11 protein-coding genes and 1 pseudogene are annotated in these 19,001 nt (G+C 45.2%); 6 read left to right on the plus strand and 6 right to left on the minus strand.

Annotated features, from left to right (window positions below):
• Positions 1 to 307: 307 nt before the first annotated feature.
• From K4039_RS15960 to K4039_RS15970, 3 genes are read left to right on the plus strand one after another with little or no spacing between them, the layout of a single operon-like run.
• On the plus strand, positions 308 to 3,250 hold the full coding sequence (locus K4039_RS15960; RefSeq protein WP_265236445.1) for a CHAT domain-containing protein: 2,943 nt from the start codon (positions 308 to 310) through the stop codon (positions 3,248 to 3,250).
• Between the two features lie 20 nt (positions 3,251 to 3,270).
• On the plus strand, positions 3,271 to 3,942 hold the full coding sequence (locus K4039_RS15965) for a hypothetical protein (protein ID WP_265236447.1): 672 nt from the start codon (positions 3,271 to 3,273) through the stop codon (positions 3,940 to 3,942).
• Positions 3,939 to 4,328 (plus strand): HEPN domain-containing protein, encoded by a 390-nt coding sequence (locus K4039_RS15970; RefSeq protein ID WP_265236448.1) that lies wholly within the window; start codon positions 3,939 to 3,941, stop codon positions 4,326 to 4,328. The genes K4039_RS15965 and K4039_RS15970 overlap by 4 nt, the downstream gene beginning before the upstream one ends.
• An 89-nt stretch (positions 4,329 to 4,417) precedes the next feature.
• Here the strand turns inward: K4039_RS15970 and K4039_RS15975 are convergent, their stop codons facing one another.
• A complete protein-coding gene (locus K4039_RS15975) occupies positions 4,418 to 6,490 on the minus strand; it encodes a heavy metal translocating P-type ATPase (RefSeq protein WP_321161617.1) in 2,073 nt (690 codons plus the stop codon).
• A gap of 82 nt (positions 6,491 to 6,572) precedes the next feature.
• Here K4039_RS15975 and K4039_RS15980 point away from each other — a divergent pair, with 82 nt between their 5' ends.
• Complete coding sequence (locus tag K4039_RS15980) at positions 6,573 to 7,673, plus strand: precorrin-8X methylmutase (RefSeq protein ID WP_265236451.1); 1,101 nt, start codon at positions 6,573 to 6,575, stop codon at positions 7,671 to 7,673.
• 103 nt (positions 7,674 to 7,776) lie between these two features.
• Here the strand turns inward: K4039_RS15980 and K4039_RS15985 are convergent, their stop codons facing one another.
• Entirely contained in the window at positions 7,777 to 7,989 is a 213-nt protein-coding gene (locus K4039_RS15985; RefSeq protein ID WP_265236452.1) for a hypothetical protein, read from the minus strand.
• A gap of 230 nt (positions 7,990 to 8,219) precedes the next feature.
• On the opposite strand from K4039_RS15985, the pseudogene K4039_RS15990 reads away from it, so the two are divergent.
• Positions 8,220 to 8,446, plus strand: a pseudogene (locus tag K4039_RS15990) (molybdenum cofactor biosynthesis protein MoeB); the annotation flags it as partial.
• A gap of 46 nt (positions 8,447 to 8,492) precedes the next feature.
• Here the strand turns inward: K4039_RS15990 and K4039_RS15995 are convergent.
• The 4 genes from K4039_RS15995 to alaS form a co-directional block, all read right to left on the minus strand.
• Positions 8,493 to 10,043 (minus strand): hypothetical protein, encoded by a 1,551-nt coding sequence (locus tag K4039_RS15995; RefSeq protein WP_265236454.1) that lies wholly within the window; start codon positions 10,041 to 10,043, stop codon positions 8,493 to 8,495.
• Entirely contained in the window at positions 10,030 to 10,404 is a 375-nt protein-coding gene (locus K4039_RS16000) for a hypothetical protein (protein ID WP_265236456.1), read from the minus strand. The genes K4039_RS15995 and K4039_RS16000 overlap by 14 nt, the downstream gene beginning before the upstream one ends.
• A gap of 383 nt (positions 10,405 to 10,787) precedes the next feature.
• Entirely contained in the window at positions 10,788 to 14,000 is a 3,213-nt protein-coding gene (locus K4039_RS16005; protein WP_265236458.1) for a CHAT domain-containing protein, read from the minus strand.
• A gap of 532 nt (positions 14,001 to 14,532) precedes the next feature.
• Positions 14,533 to 17,184: an alanine--tRNA ligase gene (gene alaS, locus K4039_RS16010; protein ID WP_265236460.1), complete on the minus strand. Its 2,652-nt coding sequence runs from the start codon at positions 17,182 to 17,184 to the stop codon at positions 14,533 to 14,535.
• A gap of 1,204 nt (positions 17,185 to 18,388) precedes the next feature.
• On the opposite strand from alaS, the gene K4039_RS16015 reads away from it, so the two are divergent.
• Positions 18,389 to 18,997, plus strand: coding sequence for a hypothetical protein (locus K4039_RS16015; RefSeq protein WP_265236462.1), 609 nt, complete (start codon positions 18,389 to 18,391; stop codon positions 18,995 to 18,997).
• The last annotated feature ends 4 nt before the right edge of the window (positions 18,998 to 19,001 follow it).

The following is a 19,001-nucleotide window of genomic DNA, read 5'->3' on the forward strand; positions in this document are numbered from 1 at the left end:
AAATAGATCCCGGCAATCATTAATTCCTATGAACTATTAAGTAGTTTTGTAAATCAATTTGAGTTGTGAAAATGCTAATCCCAGAAACCCGGTTTCTTCCTAGATTTCTCGTACTCAACCGAAAATCTTCATAGAAACCCGGTTTCTTAGCCTCACAAGTAGCCAGAAAAGTAGCCAGAAACCGGGTTTTTTCCACATTATTAGCAGCCAAAATTAGGAGACTGCACGTGCCGTGTCCCTACCGGCAATAATATTGTAGGGACACGGCACTGCCGTCTCCTCTTTATCATAAGGAGCGTTACCGGAATTGATATCACCGCCAAAATCTGCTACAATTTTTAACAACACATCAACTGTCAACTGCCGCACCTTGAGCATAGTCGAAGGGCAAGATAAACTCAGTCAACTGTCAACTGTCAACTGTCAACTATTAACCCAGCCAATGATCCGAAAAATTTGGCAAACAATCCTCAACCTGTGGCGGAAAATTTTCCCGCAACCCAAACCACCAGCACCCCCACGGCCAACTCCGATTCGCTCTTTTGGGGAATACGAACAGAAATTCATGGAGTTGTTAGAGGGTGTTGAACAAGGCTGGAGTCGCGGCCCAATTCAAGGCTTTTTAATCGCCAGCAAAATCAAAGATGCTGAGTTGGCAAATTGGCTGCAAGAATTTGGAGAAAGGTTGCTGGTATCCCCGGAAAATAATTTAGAATTGGGTAGGCGCATGGTGCGGCTGGGTGAGGCAAATTGCGGGATAATCAGTGAGGTTGCTGGCAATATCGGCAGGCAATTGTTGGCTGGGGAGAGTTTGAATCGGACTCCTGCGGATGATTCTTCATCTATAAGTAAAAATATTGTTAGTGAATTGTTGGCAAGTGAGAGTTTGATTGTTTATACAGATAATTTATCTGCGGCTAACCAAAGTAACTCAACCTCGCAGTCAGAATCTATAGCAAGAGAAATAAGTAAAGAGGTAATAGAATTATTTAAGCAAGGAAAGGAACGTTATTATGCAGGAGATTTAGAAGGGGCGATCGCAGCCTTCGAGAAAGCCTTAGAAATTGAGCCCAAATTCCACATTACCTGGAACGGGCTGGGCAATGCCCTAAATGATTTGGGTCGCAAAAGAGAGGCGATCGCAGCCTACGAAAAAGCCTTAGAAATTGAGCCTAAATTCGACTATGCCTGGAACGGGCTGGGCAAGGCTCTAAATGATTTGGGTCGCAAAAGAGAGGCGATCGCAGCCTTCGACAAAGCCTTAGAAATTGACCCTAAATTCGACTATGCCTCGAACAATCTGGGCAATGCCCTAAATGATTTGGGCCGCAAAAGAGAGGCGATCGCAGCCTTCGAGAAAGCCTTAGAAATTGACCCCAAATCCCACTATGCCTGGAACGGGCTGGGCAATTCCCTAAAAAGTTTGGGCCGCAACAGTGAGGCGATCGCAGCCTACGACAAAGCCTTAGAAATTACAGGCGATCAATCATGGCAAGCCTGGGCCAATCGAGGTTGGGCATTTTTCAACTTAGGGATCTACATTGAAGCCATTGAAAACTGGGATGAAGGCTTACAGAAATATCTACCCAGCAACCGCGACTATCGCCTCGCTTGCGGCAATTTGCACTATCAAAAAGGCAAGGCACACTACCAACACGGCAAACAAACATTCACATATTTTGAATCTTTCCACAAAGCTAAAGCCAGCTACGAACAAGCCCGCGAATTTTTGATATTGCCCCTGATTCCCGAAACTTATTTAGAAGTAATGCAAGGCTTAATTACCGTCTGCCATAGTTTGGGAGAGGCCAAAACCAGCGACTACCTTACCGAAGCTACAACCGTCTTAGAAAATTTACTTTTAGACAATCAAACTCACCCCGAAATCAAACAGCAACTCCAGCGCAAATTTGCCGGACTTTACCAGTTAGAAGTCGATACCCTCGTCGAGTCTGGCGACAAGGTAAATGCACTGGAAAAAGCCGAATTGCGGAAAAACTTTTGCCTGCAATGGATGCGCGCAGGTTGGCAAAACCGCACCGAAAGCCCGACTTATCCCCAAATCCGAGATTTACTGGCAAACACCACCGAAACGGCGATTATTTACTGGCATCTCAGCCCAGTTTCCCTGACTGCTTTTATCATTACCCTAGAAAAGTTTGAAGTTATTTCCACACCTCTGTGCGACTTATTCCCAAAGGACAACAGTCAGAATTTAGAAAAATGGCTGAAAAACTGGAAAACCAACTATCAAAATTACAGCAAACTTAGCAAAGAACAAAACAAAGAATCCCATTCCTGGCGGCAATCAATGACAGCGCAATTGCAAAAACTCGCTGACATCCTCAAAATCCCCGAAATTTGCACCCACCTCACCAATATCCAACACTTAATCTTAATTCCCCACCGCGACTTGCACCTGTTGCCGCTGCACATTTTATTCTCCGATCATCTTTTCACTATCACCTATCTGCCCAGCATCCAAGTTGGGATAGACAGACTAGACAGAAAACCCTCACCTTCAATGTCTCTGCTGTTAGTAGAAAGCCCCGATCCATTACTTTTTGCTGAAATAGAAGCGCCCGCGATCGCGAATTTTCACCTTAACTGCAATACCATCTCCAGTTCACAAGCTACCAAAAACAATCTTAAAGAAGCTCTGCAACAAGCTGCTGACATATTCCATTTTACAGGTCACGCCTACCACAACACAAAACAGCCGTCCCAGTCAGCGTTAATCCTGAAAAACAAACAGCCCCTAACTTCACAAGAAATCGCCAAATTCGATTTAAAAAGCTATTATCTAGTCTGCCTTTCCGCTTGTGAAACAGGGATAACAGGAAAAGAAGAACTGATAGATGAATTTGTCGGTTTAGCCAGCAGCTTTTTAGCGGCGGGTGCTGTTTATGCCCTCAGCACTCTCTGGATAGTTGATGAGATATCTACCGCCTTAATGATGATTCGATTCTATGAAATTCTGAACGAACAGCGTTGCCCAAATAAGTTACATCCGGCACTAGCCCTAAAAAAAACGCAAAAATGGCTCCGAACTATTACTTACAGCGAACTATCCGACTGGTATCTGGAATTGTCTGAAATAACGAAAGATAATTCCGCTTGCAGTCAAGATTTGAGAGACGAAGCTAACCTAATCCGCAGAAATGATGCTAAAATGGTGTCTCAGGAACCTCCTTATGCCGATCTCTATTACTGGGCAGGTTTCACGATTACTGGTAAAGTTAATCCCTAACTTCCCAACCCTCGACTATTATGAAAGCAACAGATATTATTCGGCTACAAGCGATCGGGGCTACTTTAGCTCAACTAGATTCATCTATTGAACTTGGCGAGTTGGAAGATAGTATTATAAGCTCTGCGATATTGGCTTTTGAAAAATTAGCCAAACAAAACACTGTGATCGACGAAATTTATACAAGAGAACGCCTCGACTTAAAAGAACAGTACCAAGCAAAATCAAAAGATAAACGCTACCAGCCGACAAGTGACAGCATTTACAGCACTGATGCTGGAAACTTAAGCCCTTCCTTTCCTCAGCCACAAGGAGAAGCGGAGAGTCCCTCTGAAATAGCTACAGCCTTTGACAATTTAATTGCATCATTTAATCAAATCAAAAGCCTGTACGCGGTTGAAAACCCCGTAGAAAGTTTTAAAATCATTATCGAACAAGAAGCGATCGCACTTTTGATTTTAGAAGCTCATTCTAAAGTTAGAGAACTATTTCCTAGCGAAAGATTAGCTTTGGAAGTGAAAATCGATCCAGAAATTGCCAATTGGCGATCGCTCTGGATTACGATCTATTGTACTAAACTAGAAGTCGATGAAGCTTTGGCAAAGTTACAAACTCTCGATCGCACTTGGTGGCTAGACGCGAGCCTTGTCATTCCTAAAAATAAATTAAACATTGACTTGGGGTGGGAATGAAATTTGATTGGTCAGAATATCTTAATTTAGCACAAGAGCTAGCCGCCAACACTGAAGAATCAAAATTGCGTTCTGCTATAAGTAGAGCATATTATTCTGTGTTTTGCCTAGCACGGAATTACTTGCGCGACATTGAACAAGATCCCAGACTCTCGCGCAATAAAACTTACGATATCAACGACCATCAATATGTAGCTGAAGAATTTATTTACAATCGATCGAAATCCCAGAAAATTACAGAGATAGGTAGAAATTTAACTCGATTGAGAAAAATCAGGAATCAGGCTGATTACGAAGATACTATATTTCAGTTACAAAAAGAAGTGGTAAGAGCGTTAAGTTTAGCTCAGGATATTATTTCCGCTTTAAGGGAGCTATCAGATTAGTTTGTAGTGAGGACTTGAGTCATTTGAATTTGCGGACTGAAGTCCTCACTACGAACCGTCGATATAACTTTAAGAAAAGCTCGATCGCCCTAATGTCTCAGCAACCGTAAACCGCTCAATGTTACCAAAACTGTAGACCCTTCATGACCGATGACGCCGATCGGCATTGTGATACTTCCTAAAAAATTAGCAGCCAATAATAGTATAATGCAGCTTAGTGCAAAAACAATGTTTTGTTTTACCACATTTTGAGCGCGGCGGCCTAAACTAATTGCTTTACCTAGTTGTTCTAATTTATCTGCCATTAATACGATATCAGCAGTTTCTAAAGCGACATCGCTACCGGAAATTCCCATCGCAATGCCGACGGAAGCTTGGGCGAGGGCTGGTGCATCATTGATGCCGTCTCCTACCATTGCGACGGTTTGATACTGGGTTTGCAGCTTTTTAATTAGGTGCACTTTGTCTTCTGGTAAAAGTTCGGCGTACACTTCATTGATTCCTAATTGGCGGGCGATATATTGAGCGGTTTGCTCGTTGTCGCCTGTCAGCATTATGATATGTTCTACGCCTAAATTTTGCAAGCGTTTTACTGTGGCTGCTGCTTCGGGGCGGACTGTATCTGCTACTGCAATGATTCCTAAAAGTTCATCGCCCTTTGCTACCCAAACAACTGTTTTTCCCTCTGCTTGCAATTGATGGCTGATGTGAGTCAACTCCGAAGTTGCTTGTACAAAATCGGCTTTACCAATGGTAATCGTTTGATTGTCAACTTTGCCGACTATTCCTTGACCGATTTTTGCTTGTACGTCGATCGCGCTTGACAATTGTAACTGTTGCTGCTGGGCGGCTTGGACAATTGCTTGGGCGATCGCGTGTTCGGAATGAGTTTCGATGGCAGCAGCCAATTGCAGAACTTCTGTTTCAGTATATCCGGCTGCTGGTACAATTTGGATAACTTCAGGTTTTCCCGTGGTGAGGGTTCCGGTTTTGTCAAAGGCGATCGCCCGAACTTTACCAATTATCTCCAATTGCGCGCCACTTTTAAACAAAATTCCCTGTTTCGCCCCGTTAGCCATACCCGAAAGCAGCGCCGGCATAATCGAAGCCATCAGCGCGCAGGGGGATGCGACTACTAGGAAAATCAGCGCCCGATAGATGGTATCTTCCCAATTCCAGCCTAAAACAAAGGGCGGCAAAATTGCCAGCAACAAGCCTAAACCGACAATTAATTTAGCATAACCGCGCTCGAACTTTTCCACAAATTGCTGAGAAGGAGGCGCTTCTGTTTGTGCTTGTTGTACCAGCCGAATCACTCGCTGAATCAAACTGCTTTCGGGAGTTTTGTGAACTTCCAATTGTAGCGCGCCTGCACCGTTAATCGTGCCTGCATAGACTTCATCGCCAGCAACTTTTTCCACGGGCATCGATTCGCCTGTAATCGAGGCTTGATTGAGATTGCTGTAGCCTTCGATAATTATCGCATCTGTGGGAATAATTTCTCCGGGCTTGACTAAAAGCCGATCGCCAATTGCCAATTTGTCGATCGCCACCAACCGTTCCCCATCGTACATTATCACCCTCGCAGTATCCGCCGTCAAACTCATCAAACTGCGAATACTACGTTCAGTCCGCTGCATAGCATAACCTTCCAGCGCGCCACTAACTGCAAAGATTAAAATTAGCACCGCACCATCCACAATTAAATGATATTCTCGCCGCCACAGCCCCAAACCAGCCGCGCCCAAAGCAGCAACAATCATCAACAAATCTACATCTAATTCATGTTCTTGAAAAAGCGTAGTTAAGCCTTCGCGGGTGCTAGAATAGCCGCCGATCACATAAGCAGCGGGCAATATTAACACCGCTAAGCCCAGCCAACCGACTTGTAGGGCGATCGAACCCAAAATTACCAGAATTCCGCACAGGGCGGCGGTTACAGCATCTGGATGTTCTTCTGCTAACTGGGAGATGCGAGAAATTGAGATGGAATTCGGAGTCATTGGGAAAATTTGATTTGATAGAATGTCTCCTGCATCGTAAACCTTGACATTAATGTCAATGTCAAGAGTAAAACCAAAATAAATTAAGCAGCGGCGGTTCACAAACGGTTCGTAGTGCGGACTTAAGTCCGCAGCCGAAGAGCGGACTGAAGTCCGCACTACGAACGAATCTGCCGAAAAGCGGACTGAAGTCCGCACTACGAACGAATGTGAAAATCCCAAAATCCTGTGAAAAAATTCAATGCAAAAATACCTAACAATCAAACAACTTACACAAGCTGTCAAAGGCACAATTACGCCTCGGATGGTGCGGCATTATCACGCTTTGGGGCTACTTTCTCCGGCCGTGCGATCGACTTCTAACTACAGACTTTACACCCGCAGCGACGTACAAAGACTGCAAAAAATTGTCGCACTCAAACAGCAAGGCTTTCAGCTTTCCCACATCCGCAAACTCTTGGAAACTGACGCGGATGCTTCCCCTGACGCGCTGATGGGGGCGCTACAACAGCAATATTTGTCTGTCACGCAACAGATTGTTCGCCTCCGACAAACGGCTTTAGCACTGGAAGGATTGCTGGGACGGGATCTTTCGTGTCAAGCGGTGCAAGCGGACGCACTCGCGCAAATGAGGCTGTTACAGGCGGAAAATGAGGGGGGATTGGAAGAGTTGGAACAAGTTTGGGATAGTTGGGATGCGGTGGCGCACTCTCACCCGGAGGCGTTTGGGGAGTCGTTGCAGCATTTGTTGCCGGATTTGTCCGATCGCTCGGAAATTGAGGTAGACTTGCTTTCTAAACTGGTGTTAGCCTGCGGCGATTGTTCGCTGCTGCCATTTGTGAAGTTGAGCGAAACGGCGATTAAATCGGCGCGGGAAGCTTTGAAAAATAAATGTCAAATTGTGGCTGACGTGCCGCCTGTGTTTGCGGCTTTGGATAACACAAGATTGGCACATTTAGGAACAAGTATTGCAACTTTAATTGACGATCCGCACATCAATGCTGCGGCGGAAGCGGAACAGGAATTCTGGCATGAGCGTGAGTGGTTTGAAAAGTTGTTGAAATTGGAAAAAGGATGTATATTGGTAGTAGGATATGCGCCATCTGTGCTGATGGCGGTTTGTGAGGCGATCGCAAATGGGCAACTGCAACCGGCTTTGGTGATTGGAATGCCGATCGGTTTTAGTCATTCTCCGGTGGCGAAACGTCGGTTAGTGCGATCGGGCATTCCTTATATTACGACTGTGGGGACTTTTGGCGGTGGCTTATTGGCGGCGGTTGCTTTGAATGCTTTGGTTGAGTCTTTGATTGCCAAGCCGAATTGTCACTGTCATCTCAAGTGAAGATGGGATGGAAATTAATTGCGGCTTAATTTGTATTTTGCCGCTTCCTACTCGATTTTGTTTCAATCCCTAAAAGAAGTTGAGATTTATTCCGGCGAAATGATTACTGTGATGATTTGCAATGAAGCCCGAAGACTTTTAATTCCCAATCATCTGTACTGCTTTTCATCGGCGAGTCTTGTTTGATTAAATAAGGATCACTTCCAGCCACCACTTTCGCCACGCCCAAGCCAAAGCCCACAGCTTGAATTTTTACCTCTAGTTTCGCATCCCGGTAGACTTCTTCGATCGCCACAATAGCTCGAATTGCTTCCATTGCTTTGTCTAGCAGGCCGGCACCGTGTTTGAAGTGGCATAAGTCTGCTTAGATTTGCGCTGGAAACTATGGCGATGTTTTTTTGCTTAATAATTTGATCAAGCTTAAATTGCAATCAATATAATTATACCGCTTTCCAGCTTTGATGTCAAGACTTATTTGATTTATCTTGGTAAGTTTTGGCATGAATGGCGATCGTATTTTGCCTACCTAAATTCCAAATACATCAGCAAATTTCTGGGTCATTATTGGTTCCTTTGCCGGATATTAAACACTACGAAGGTGTTGCCAAAGTCAAGGAATTATTGCACAGGCACCGCTTGATTGCTGCAAAATGGGAATGCGTTCTCCGAAAGCCTTGGGCATTTTGAAGGAAGCGGGAATTGAGGAGATTAATGTTAAAGGCGGGATTACTGCTTGGAGTCAAGAAGTAGATTCGTCTGTTCCTCAATATTAAGCTCAATCTTTTTCTGGGCGGGTGATTTCCCCGCCCGGAACCTTGATCATTGCGGCGGTAACTGCTTATTTTTACCTAGTAGATTCTTCAACTTACCTAATAGATTCTTAGAATTTGCCCCCAACATAACCAAAGACCAAACCACAACCCCCGCGCCGATACTAATCAACAAAACCAACGCAAAAGAATTGATTCCCACCTTCAGGAAAGGCAAAGCAATCACCTGATTCGGAGGGTCTTGTTTGATCAAATAAGGAGAACTGCCAGCCACTACTCCGGCGACTCCCAAACCAAACCCGACAGCTTGAATCGTGACTTCTAATTTTGCATCCCGATAAGCTTCTTCAATGGCGACAACGCCTCGAATTGCTTCCATTGCTTTGTCTAGCAAGCCGGTGCCGTGGGTGAAGTAGCCTAAGTCTGCTTTGATTTGCTCTTGAAACTGCGGCGAGGTTTCTTTGCTGAATAATTCGAGAAAGCTTAAATCGCATTCACTATCATTATACTTCTTCCTTGATTTTAAGTCAAGACTTATCTGATATAATTTATTTTCGTAGTTTTTGGCGTTAATTGCGATCGTATTTTGGCGAAATTCCAAGTCCATCAGCAACCGCGCATAATTCACAGCGCGCGGCGGCATCTCGATTGTCTGACGTTCCAGATGTTCTAGTTCCTCTTGTTTTAAACCCGCACCTTTCAATTGCCTCTGCTGAGCTTTATCTCGCTGCAAATACTTAAAAGTCGCGTCGATATTGAGTTCAATGTGTTTGTATTCCTCGCGAGTCACCAAGTAAGTTTTGCGGGTATCGTGATAAGCGCGAAGAATCTTATTGCGGTACAAAAACAACTCGACAAAATCGCTGTACCGCGTTTCATCCCAGATTTCATCAGTTGCAGAACTGTTAAAAAACCAGACTATAATGTGGCATTCAGTATCTTGCCGACTGGGGTGGCCGTATTCTAAAATCGGGCTGCCGAATAACTCGCCTTGACGGTAAAAACTCGGCTGATTGTCACCGGAAATGAATTTTTCTAGACACTGTTGGGCTAGTTTTTTCAGAAACAGCGCATCTTCCCGCGCCGCTTGATTTTGTTCTACACTCAGCCAAGCCGTAAGCAGCAGAGTTTGCCCGAAATAGCTTTGCACAAAATCCGGCAGCAAGCAGTTATCGGGATTAAATTCCTTGAAGATGCTAACATCGACAGCGGGCGTTTTAAGGTTGTTAACTTTTTCGGGAATGCGAATTTGCAAACCCAAAGCATAGCAGTCATCAATCCGCAGCGGTTGCGCGAAACCTTTGAGGCTAATTTGCTGGTTGTCAAGGGAAATATTCTTAGCAAAAGGCAGAGAATTGCGATTACCGACAACTTGTTTGTTAATCAGGTTAACTCGCCATCCGGCAGGTTCATCTTTTTTGGACAAGTAGCTGCCGTTGAATGCCGTACCGAATGCTAATTTAGCTTGCAATATCTCGTGGCACTTTTCCCACAGTTTGGCGAATTCTTCAGGGGAAATCGACTCGGATTCTAGGGGTTTGCAGAGGTGATAGGCAAATAGATAGACGTTGGGGGCATAGATTTTACTATTTTGAGTCATTGTCTGTATTTGATTGATTCTCTGCATCGAGTTCTTTCTGAAGTTTTTTGTACCTATCTTCAATGCTTTGACGCAGAACTTGAGTGATATTGGTTAGCGGCTGCATTGTAGTTGGGGTGGGTTCGCCGGCATCGTCGAAATCTTTTTTATTTTTGACTACATCTTCTTTTAAAGTTTCTCCTAATCCATGATTGGCGCACCACTTACTGATAGTCATCGCAATCGGAAATAATTCATCATCGGCTGATTCTGCTATTTCTGTCTCTAGTTTGGGTAAATCTTGCCATGCTGTCGGCATAAAAATATTCGGATTTTCGCGCAGCCATTTGAAGAAAACAATGATAACTTTTTCGGGTTCCATAAAACAATTCTCCGTTAATAAAATGTCAGGGTTGGTTGGTTGGGTGGGGGCGGGTTTATGTAAATTGTTTGTGGGAATCTTCGATTGTTGGTGAACCCGCCCCTACGGCATTTGGTAATACAATCATACATCTAAAACACCAAGATTTGTAGGGGCCGGTTCGCCGAAATTTATATCATCAAATCGCAGTGGGGGCGGGTTTATGTAAATTGTTTGTGGGAATCTTCGATTGTTGGTGAACCCGCCCCTACGGCATTTGGTAATACAATTATACATCTAAAACACCAAGATTTGTAGGGGCGGGTTCGCCGAAATTTATATCATCAAATCGCAGAAATCGAAAACCCGCCCCCACCCATCGCAGATACCCAAAAAGTCTTCCCCTAATATCCAGTAGCACAAAATGCCGCCCAATACTTGGGATGGCTAAACGGCTGTTCCTCTGGGGATAATGCTAACCACAGTTCCACACTTTGCCCCAATTTTTTATCTAAATTTAAGGATTTAACCCAAACTCTAAAATCCTCCTTGCTGACGGCGCGCATCCAGTTTTGGGCGGCGTTCAAAGCGACGGCTACTGAAACTTTCGGTAGCAATTCCTGATAAAATTTTATCATCAAAATCGCCGTCGCAAAATCATCGACAGACCATAACGTGCTCACAACACTCAGACTCCCAGCATACAAGAATCCGCTGGGTAAACCAATGTACTCATCAGTCATTTCTGTTGAACTGGTTAACCCGGTTTCGCAGGCGGAGAGTGTCACGAGATTGCAATTACTTAACTCTAAATCGGCAAAGATTTCTCGCAAAGTTAGGCATTTTTCCGGGATGGCTTTTCGCCCGCTTCGCATTGTCACATAGCGGGGAGTTTCGGGCGATTCGGGCCTATCCTCTTGAAGCCCCCCCTTAGCAAGGGGGGGTTGGGGGGGGTTAATTTCTGAGGTTGATTCTAAACAATCGGCTAGGGCTAGAAGGGACAGCAGCGGATAGTCAAAGTTAAAGACTCCGTGACAGGAAAAGTGGATGTAGCTCGCATTGGAGAGGTTTTTGAGGTTTTCGTTGAAGGCGATTTTTGTGGCTTGTTGTTTGATTAAAATGTCATGGGTGTCGAATCTTTGTTTGATGATTTGTACTTCCATGTCGGCGTTCGATAAATCTTCGGTGGGATTCTGAATCGCAAATAATGGCTGAAGTTCGGGGGCGGGAGATGTGCGGGTTTTGAGGCGGTTTTGTACGAGTTCTAGTAGTTGCAAACTGGGGGCGTATTTCACGCCGCTGGAGAAACAGTCTAGGAGGTTTCCGCGAAACAACATTGTTTCTTGGGTGAACCGGGTTTGTGATGTGAATGGTAGGGCGTGGAGGGGGAATAAATGTAGGTAGCGATGGGGTACTAATATTAGTTGGTGGCAATGATTGGGGATTTTGGCGACTATCTCGTTGAGGCGCAAGATTTCGGAGAGTTTGTGCAGTTTTGCGGATAGGGTTTTTTGCCAGATTTTTTGTTTGGCTTTGTCGCGGTATTCGTTGAGATAGTCGTTTTTCCAGGTTTCTAATTCTGCTAATTCGGTGGCGGTTATTGGTATTAAGTCTATTTTGTCGCGGGTGATGATGAAGGCTGATCCTCCCCAGTATTTGTTAAATTTGGGGTTGCCGATGTACCATTCTACAATTGCTGTTTCTGGATCTAATGTTTGTTGGAATTCGGCGATGTCTATGGGTACGACTTTTTGAGTTAGAACGAATTCTGGTTCTTGCTGTTTTATTTGTTTCAGCAATTGTTCTAATTGCTGCAATGCTTTTGCTAAGTTGTCTTTTTCTTGTTGAAATGATTCGGGGCTGAGGCTGCGGGTTTGAGTTGGGCGTTGTGTGTCGGAGTTTTCTGGAACCCCCCCCGGCCCCCCCTTGGTAAGGGGGGGAGGAAGAGGGGGAGTCGATGTTTCTGTTTCTAGGAATTGTTGGGCGGCGGCGATTTGGCTGCGTAAGTTTCTGAGTTGTTGTTTCTCGGATTCTGTGGCTGTTTTGGGATAGATTTCGCGGTTGGTGAAGAGTTCGAGTAGGTAGCGGGATTTGCTCCGTTCTACGGTTTGGACTGCTTTGTGATATTGTTTGTGATTGATGCAGGATTGCATCATGTTTTCGTAGATGTTGAGGTTTTCTTCTATTATTTGTCGTTTGCGGGTTTGGGATGTTACCCACTCGCGGGTTTTTTCGACTGCTTCGATGGCTTTTTCGTAGCCGAAGATGGCTGTTTCCCACAAGCTTTCGGTAACTCCTAAATCGCCTAAGTTTCGGCCTGTTTGCAGACAGTCAAGGGGTAAGGTGGTAGGAGTACGGAATTCTAAAGCAGCTTTATGAGATTTAATCGCCCTTTCTAAATTATCACCCCTGTCTCCCTTGATTCTGTCACCGTATGCTTCTCCCAAATTATTTTGAATGGTTGCCCATTTTTCGGGAAAAGCTTGGCGGGTGTAAACTTGTAAAGCAGTTTCAAAAAATGCGATCGCCTTTTCTATATTCTCTCCCCTGTCTCCCTGAATTCTGGAATAGTAAGCAGTTGCCAAATTATTTTGAGTCTGAGCCCAATTTTCGGGAAAAGCTTCGCGGGTACGAACTTGTAAAGCAGCTTTATGAGATTTAATCGCCTTTTCTATATTCTCTCCCCTGTCTCCCTGGATTCTGTTACAGTAAGCATTTGCCAAATTATTTTGAGTCTCTGCCGAACCTTGGGGAAAAGCTTCGCGGGTACAAACTTGTAAAGCAGCTTCATAAAATGCGATCGCCCTTTCTAAATTATCACCCCTGTCTCCCTGGATTCTGTCAGAGTAAGCATTTGCTAAATTATTTTGAGTCATTGCCCAATCTTGGGGAAAAGCTTCGCGGGTACGAACTTGTAAAGCAGCTTCATAAAATGCGATCGCCCTTTCTAAATTATCACCCCTGTCTCCCTTGATTCTGTCAGAGTAAGCAGCAGCCAAATTATTTTGAGTCGTTGCCCAATCTTGGGGAAAAGCTGGGCGGGTGCGAACTTGTAAAGCAGCTTCATAAAATGTGATCGCCCTTTCTAAATTATCACCCCTGTCTCCCTTAATTCTCTCACAGTAAGCAGCAGCCAAATTATTTTGAGTGCCTGCCCATTTTTCGGGAAAAGCTTGGCGGGTGTAAACTTGTAAAGCAGCTTCATAAAATGCGATCGCCCTTTCTAAATTATCACCCCTGTCTCCCTGGATTCTGTCACTGTAAGCAGTTGCCAAATTATTTTGAGTTGCTGCCCATTTTTCTGGATCATCATATCGGTTAAAAAAATTCATTCCCACCTCATATCCTGCAATGGCAATTTCCATATTGCTGCGTTTGCTACCGAGTGGAAACTCTTGAATCAAGTTACTGAATTCTAAAATATTAATAATAATGTCTCTAGCGTGGCGGAAATTATTTCCTGCTATGATTTTAGTTGCCCACTTCCGTAAAAATCCCGCAAAGTCATCATCGATCCGTTTTTCCTTGGATTTCAGGATGGCGATTTGTGCTTCCTGGTTGGGGGAGTCAATCAGGGATTCGATTAGGTCGAAATAGGTTTGTTTTTGGCTTTTCATTGCACTACCCATGTTTGGGATATTGTACTTTTTTGGCGCGGGGAAAACAAGGGGTTTTTTGGGTGTGCTTCTGGGGCTCAAGAAACCGGGTTTTTATCGAGATTTAGGGTTATTTGCAAGTATTTGGGAGAAAAATCCGGTTTCTGGGTGGGTGGCTGGGTTCTGGGATAGACTTCTGTTTACCGCCGAGGCCAGATCCCCCCTTAGCTTGCCCCCTACTCCCCCTTAAAGAAGGGGGGGACAAGATTCCGATCAAAGTCCCCCTTCTTAAGGGGGATTTAGGGGGATCTGGCCTCGGCTACAAACGAGAGATAAAAAGAGTTTTAATTACAGGTTTTCTGTTTACCGCCGAGGCCAGATCCCCCCTAGCCCCCCTTAAGAAGGGGGGGACAAGAAGCACTCAGAGTTCTGCTTCTTAAATAGGGACAATATTCCGATCAAAGTCCCCCTTCTTAAGGGGGATTTAGGGGGATCTGGCCTCCGCTACAAACGAGAGATAAAAAGAGTTTTAGTCTCCTACACAAAACCCAGATCAACCCAAGCCTTCAACTAACAAATTGCGAGCACTTTCCAACGCTTCCTGCAACTTACTTACATCGCGTCCCCCAGCCTGCGCCAAATTAGGCCGCCCGCCACCTTTACCGCCGCAAAGTTGAGCAATTCCCCCAATAAACTTGCCAGCTTGCAATCCTTTCCGATTAACTTCAGGACTAAAAGCAGCCACCAAACTCACCTTATCCACATCAGCAACCGAAGCCAAAACAACCGCAGCATTTCCCAACTTTTGCTGCAATCTTTCCGCCGCAGTTTTCAGCGCTTCTGCATCCACATCTCCCAATTGAGCTACAATGATTTTGAAATCACCGAGATCCTCAGCCGCATTTAACAACTGGTCAGATTTCGCGATCGCCAATTCCGACTTCACAGCAGCCAACTGCTTCAGAGTATCCTTCAACTCATTCTGCAAATTAGTAATCCGGTTGGGTAACTCTTCCGGCTTCGCCTTAAATCGATCGCCCAAATCGCGCACAACCCTGTCACGCACATTCAAATAATCCAAAACAGCCTGGCCCGAAACCGCCTCAATCCGGCGAGTACCAGCCGCCACCCCAGCCTCCGAAACAATCTTAAACAGCCCGATTTCAGCCGTATTGCTGACGTGAGTCCCACCGCACAATTCCATCGAAACGCCGGGAAAATCGATAACCCGCACCACGTCGCCGTACTTCTCGCCAAACATGGCTGTAGCGCCTTTTTCCCTCGCTTGGGCGATCGGCATTTCGGCAACTTCCGCAGCGTGGGCTTCCGCAATCCAACTATTAACTAAATCCTCAATTTTCTCCAACTCTTCTGCTGTCACAGCGCGCGGAGAATTGAAATCAAATCGCAATCTTTCCGTCGATACCAGGGAACCAGCTTGGGAAATCGAATCATCCACAATTTTTCGCAAAGCTGATTGTAATAAGTGAGTTGCTGTGTGGTTGGCTTGAATTCGGCGGCGGCCACTATTGTCAATTTTCGCAGTCAAACTATCGCCAACTTTTAGAGTTCCCCGTTCCACCAAGCCGAAATGCACAAAGAAATCCGATTCCTTCTTCACATCATCAACTCTCACCAACAAACCATCACCATTTTCTCCGCTTTTCAAATAACCTTTATCCCCAAGTTGTCCGCCGGATTCTGCATAAAACGGCGTTTTATTCAACACAATTTGTACCTCGGTTCCCGCCTCTGCTGATTCCACAGCTTGGCCGTCAACCAAGATAACTTTTACCTCAGCTAAACTAGATAATTCAGCATAACCAACAAACTCTGTTTTGTGGATAGTCTCAGCCAACTTATCCAAGGAACCCTGCACCGTCAAATCGATGGTTTGATGAGCTTCTTTGGCGCGAGTTTGCTGTTCCTTCATCGCGACTTCAAAGCCGTCTAAGTCAACAGTAATTCCCTGTTCTTCCGCAATTTCTTGGGTTAGTTCTAAGGGGAAACCGTAGGTATCGTAAAGCGTGAAGGCATCTTGACCGCTGATTTGTTTGTTGGCTTGCTGTTTTGTGCGATCGACAATTTCTTCCAGCAGCTTCTCTCCCCGTTCCAAAGTTTTGAGAAACTGCGCCTCTTCCCTTGCCAATTCTGCCTTAATTTGAGCTTCGCGCGATCGCACGTTCGGATAAGCAGCTTCCGAAAGGGCGATCGCACTTTCGGCCACCCGCACCGTAAATTCACCCTGAATCCCAATCAGCCGCCCGTGGCGCACCACCCGGCGAATCAACCGGCGCAAAATGTAACCCCGGCCCACATTCGACGCGCGAATTTCGTCCGCAATCATGTGTACCACAGCCCGAATATGGTCGCCAATTACTTTCAGCGAAACCTTGACATTTTCATCGCTATTGTGGTAATCAATTTCGGCAATTTCTGCGGCCGATTGAACGATCGGAAAAATCAAATCTGTTTCGTAATTGTTGGGGACTTTCTGGAGGATTTGCGCCATCCGTTCCAATCCCATCCCAGTATCAATATTTTGATTTTGCAGCGGTGTTAAATTGCCCTCTGCATCTTTATTGTACTGCATGAAAACCAGGTTATAAAATTCGATAAACCTGCTATCATCTTCGAGGTCAATATTATCGCCTCTTTCCGGGTGGAAATCGTAGTAAATCTCGGAACAGGGGCCACAAGGGCCTGTCGGGCCGGATTGCCAGAAATTGTCTGCTTCTCCCATGCGCTGAATGCGATCGCCCGGAATGCCAATTTCATCGCGCCAAATCGCAAAAGCTTCGTCATCTTCGCGGAAAACGCTAACAACTAAATTGGACGCCGGTAAACCGAAAACTTCCGTAGAAAGTTCCCAAGCCCAAGCGATCGCCTGTTTCTTGAAATAATCCCCAAAACTGAAGTTACCCAACATCTCAAAAAACGTGTGGTGGCGGGCGGTGCGGCCGACGTTTTCGATGTCGTTGGTGCGGATGCACTTTTGCGAAGTCGTAGCGCGCGGTGATTCTGCGGTGCGCTGGCCGAGAAATATCGGCTTGAATTGTAGCATTCCGGCGATCGTCAGCAACACTGTCGGATCTTCGGGAACCAAAGAAGCGCTCGGTAATATTTTATGTCCGCGATCGGCGTAAAAGTCGAGGAATGTTTGGCGAATTTGACTACCACTGAGAAACTTAGGAGAAATAGACATGACAAAAATTGTTAAGTATGTAAAGATGTCGCAACAATAGAATTTATAGGACTTACGCACGGATGTCCAGAAACCGGGTTTTTCAACCAGAATACTTGCTTAAAATCCTCAATTTCGGTGAAAAAACCCGGTTTCTTTGTTCGGAGTGCGTGAGTCCTAACTTACATCTATGTGGATATTCATATCATTATACTTAGTAATGTAAAGACCCATCAAGTTTTGCAAATTGTGCTTTACTCCTCCCAAAGCTCGTGCTAACTTAATAATAGACACCGGGACAGAAAGAAACAGGAGGTCGCTATACTTAGAAACAAAGTTCGAGGATATAGGCATGGTGTCTCCGGTCTAGATTCCCAAGAGCAGCCGAAATTAACCGAACACAACTTGGAATAGTGGTAGAACTGCCGATCGCGCAGTCAAGCCAAACCGCAGTCGAGTCAGACTTATTGTGCTTGCGGATTAAAAGTAAAGTTGCACAAGTTGTAAACCCTAGTAAGAAGTAATTGTTCTTTACCGGAAACACATCTCGTTTGTTACAAAAAACAAAGATCTCATATTATTGGGTCTGGTCGTTGTCGATCGGGCCCTACGCTTTTTTATAGGGAAGGGGAAGACGGGGAGACGGGGAGACGGGGAGAGATTTTGAACTCTACTCTTTAGTCCGCGGAGGCGGACGAAAGTTTGTCTTGGCGCGGTTTCAACCGCCGACTTTGATCTTTCAAGTGATGTTTTATACATAATGGCACCTGTGCGATCGCCCCCGCCCGTTTTTTGCCGTGGCCAGGCCCTCTGGCCCACCGGCACTGTCAATATGGGATATCATAGAAAAATCTGTACAAAACATTAAAACCTACGTCGCTGGCTGCGAGACAGTCTACAATTGAGCAGCTTGCTGCAAGGCAAGCATAGCAAACCGCTATTTTCGGGAGCCTCGTTGTGGCTCTGATGATTGCCTCCAAGAACCTGAATTTCAGGAGATTTAGAGTGAAATTTCTCAAGAATCTCATCCCCGACGAAGGGGTGGGACTGTCTAACATTCGAGCTATGCCAAGTCAAAAAGCCCCTATAGCTGACAACTCTCACCAATCACAGTAAAAGTCGGCAGTACGTCTTTTGAGCCTGCTCAAACAGTTCGACTAGCCGTTTAACAAAAAATATAGTACAGTTCTTAAACTCACAATTTTTGGAGATTCGAGGTAAAATCATGGCCGAAATAACGAAAGAAGAAATGCGCGAACGCCTGGGAAATATTGACCAGATTCGCGATATAATTTTCGGGGCGCAGCTTAGAGAATACGACAATCGCTTTGATAAAATAGATTCCGAGATGTCGATGATGCAGCAAGATATGCACGCTCGCATCGAACAAGTGAAAACAGTTCTGTCCACAGAAATGAGGGCCGCAGTTGATTCGTTAGAAAAAAAAGTTAAATCGCTCACCTCAAACACGCAAGAAGAAACCACCGATCTCCGGCAGCAAATCGATCGCGTTAACCGCAAATGCTCCAGCACCATCGAAGCCCTCGACGAGGCGATAGACAATCAAACCAGTTCCATTCGCGACGAACTCTCCCAAACCAGAGAGCGACTCTCCGAAGAAACTCGCACTTTGAAAACACAGGTTTTTGAAGAACTCGATCGCCGCTTTTCCATGCTCAGAGATGTTAAAGTTTCCAGAGACGACATGGCAGAAATTCTGTTTGAACTAGGCATGAGGCTCAAAGGAACAGAATTTGTCCCCGAACTTAAAGGCGTTACTGATAATAAGTTAAATAACGAATTCTTGTTGCCGGAGCGCCACAATCACGGATAATAAC

Origin of the sequence: Lyngbya sp. CCAP 1446/10 (assembly GCF_026130175.1) — a bacterium.
Taxonomy (GTDB): domain Bacteria; phylum Cyanobacteriota; class Cyanobacteriia; order Cyanobacteriales; family Microcoleaceae; genus Microcoleus.

Bases quoted from the DNA above. Each gene is read 5' to 3' on its own strand.
- K4039_RS15965 (WP_265236447.1), top strand. From the start codon at position 3,271: ATGAAAGCAACAGATATTATTCGGCTACAAGCGATCGGGGCTACTTTA.
- K4039_RS15970 (WP_265236448.1), top strand. From the start codon at position 3,939: ATGAAATTTGATTGGTCAGAATATCTTAATTTAGCACAAGAGCTAGCC.
- K4039_RS15980 (WP_265236451.1), top strand. From the start codon at position 6,573: ATGCAAAAATACCTAACAATCAAACAACTTACACAAGCTGTCAAAGGC.
- K4039_RS15985 (WP_265236452.1), bottom strand. From the start codon at position 7,989: ATGGAAGCAATTCGAGCTATTGTGGCGATCGAAGAAGTCTACCGGGAT.
- K4039_RS15995 (WP_265236454.1), bottom strand. From the start codon at position 10,043: ATGACTCAAAATAGTAAAATCTATGCCCCCAACGTCTATCTATTTGCC.
- K4039_RS16000 (WP_265236456.1), bottom strand. From the start codon at position 10,404: ATGGAACCCGAAAAAGTTATCATTGTTTTCTTCAAATGGCTGCGCGAA.
- K4039_RS16005 (WP_265236458.1), bottom strand. From the start codon at position 14,000: ATGAAAAGCCAAAAACAAACCTATTTCGACCTAATCGAATCCCTGATT.
- alaS (WP_265236460.1), bottom strand. From the start codon at position 17,184: ATGTCTATTTCTCCTAAGTTTCTCAGTGGTAGTCAAATTCGCCAAACA.
- K4039_RS16015 (WP_265236462.1), top strand. From the start codon at position 18,389: ATGGCCGAAATAACGAAAGAAGAAATGCGCGAACGCCTGGGAAATATT.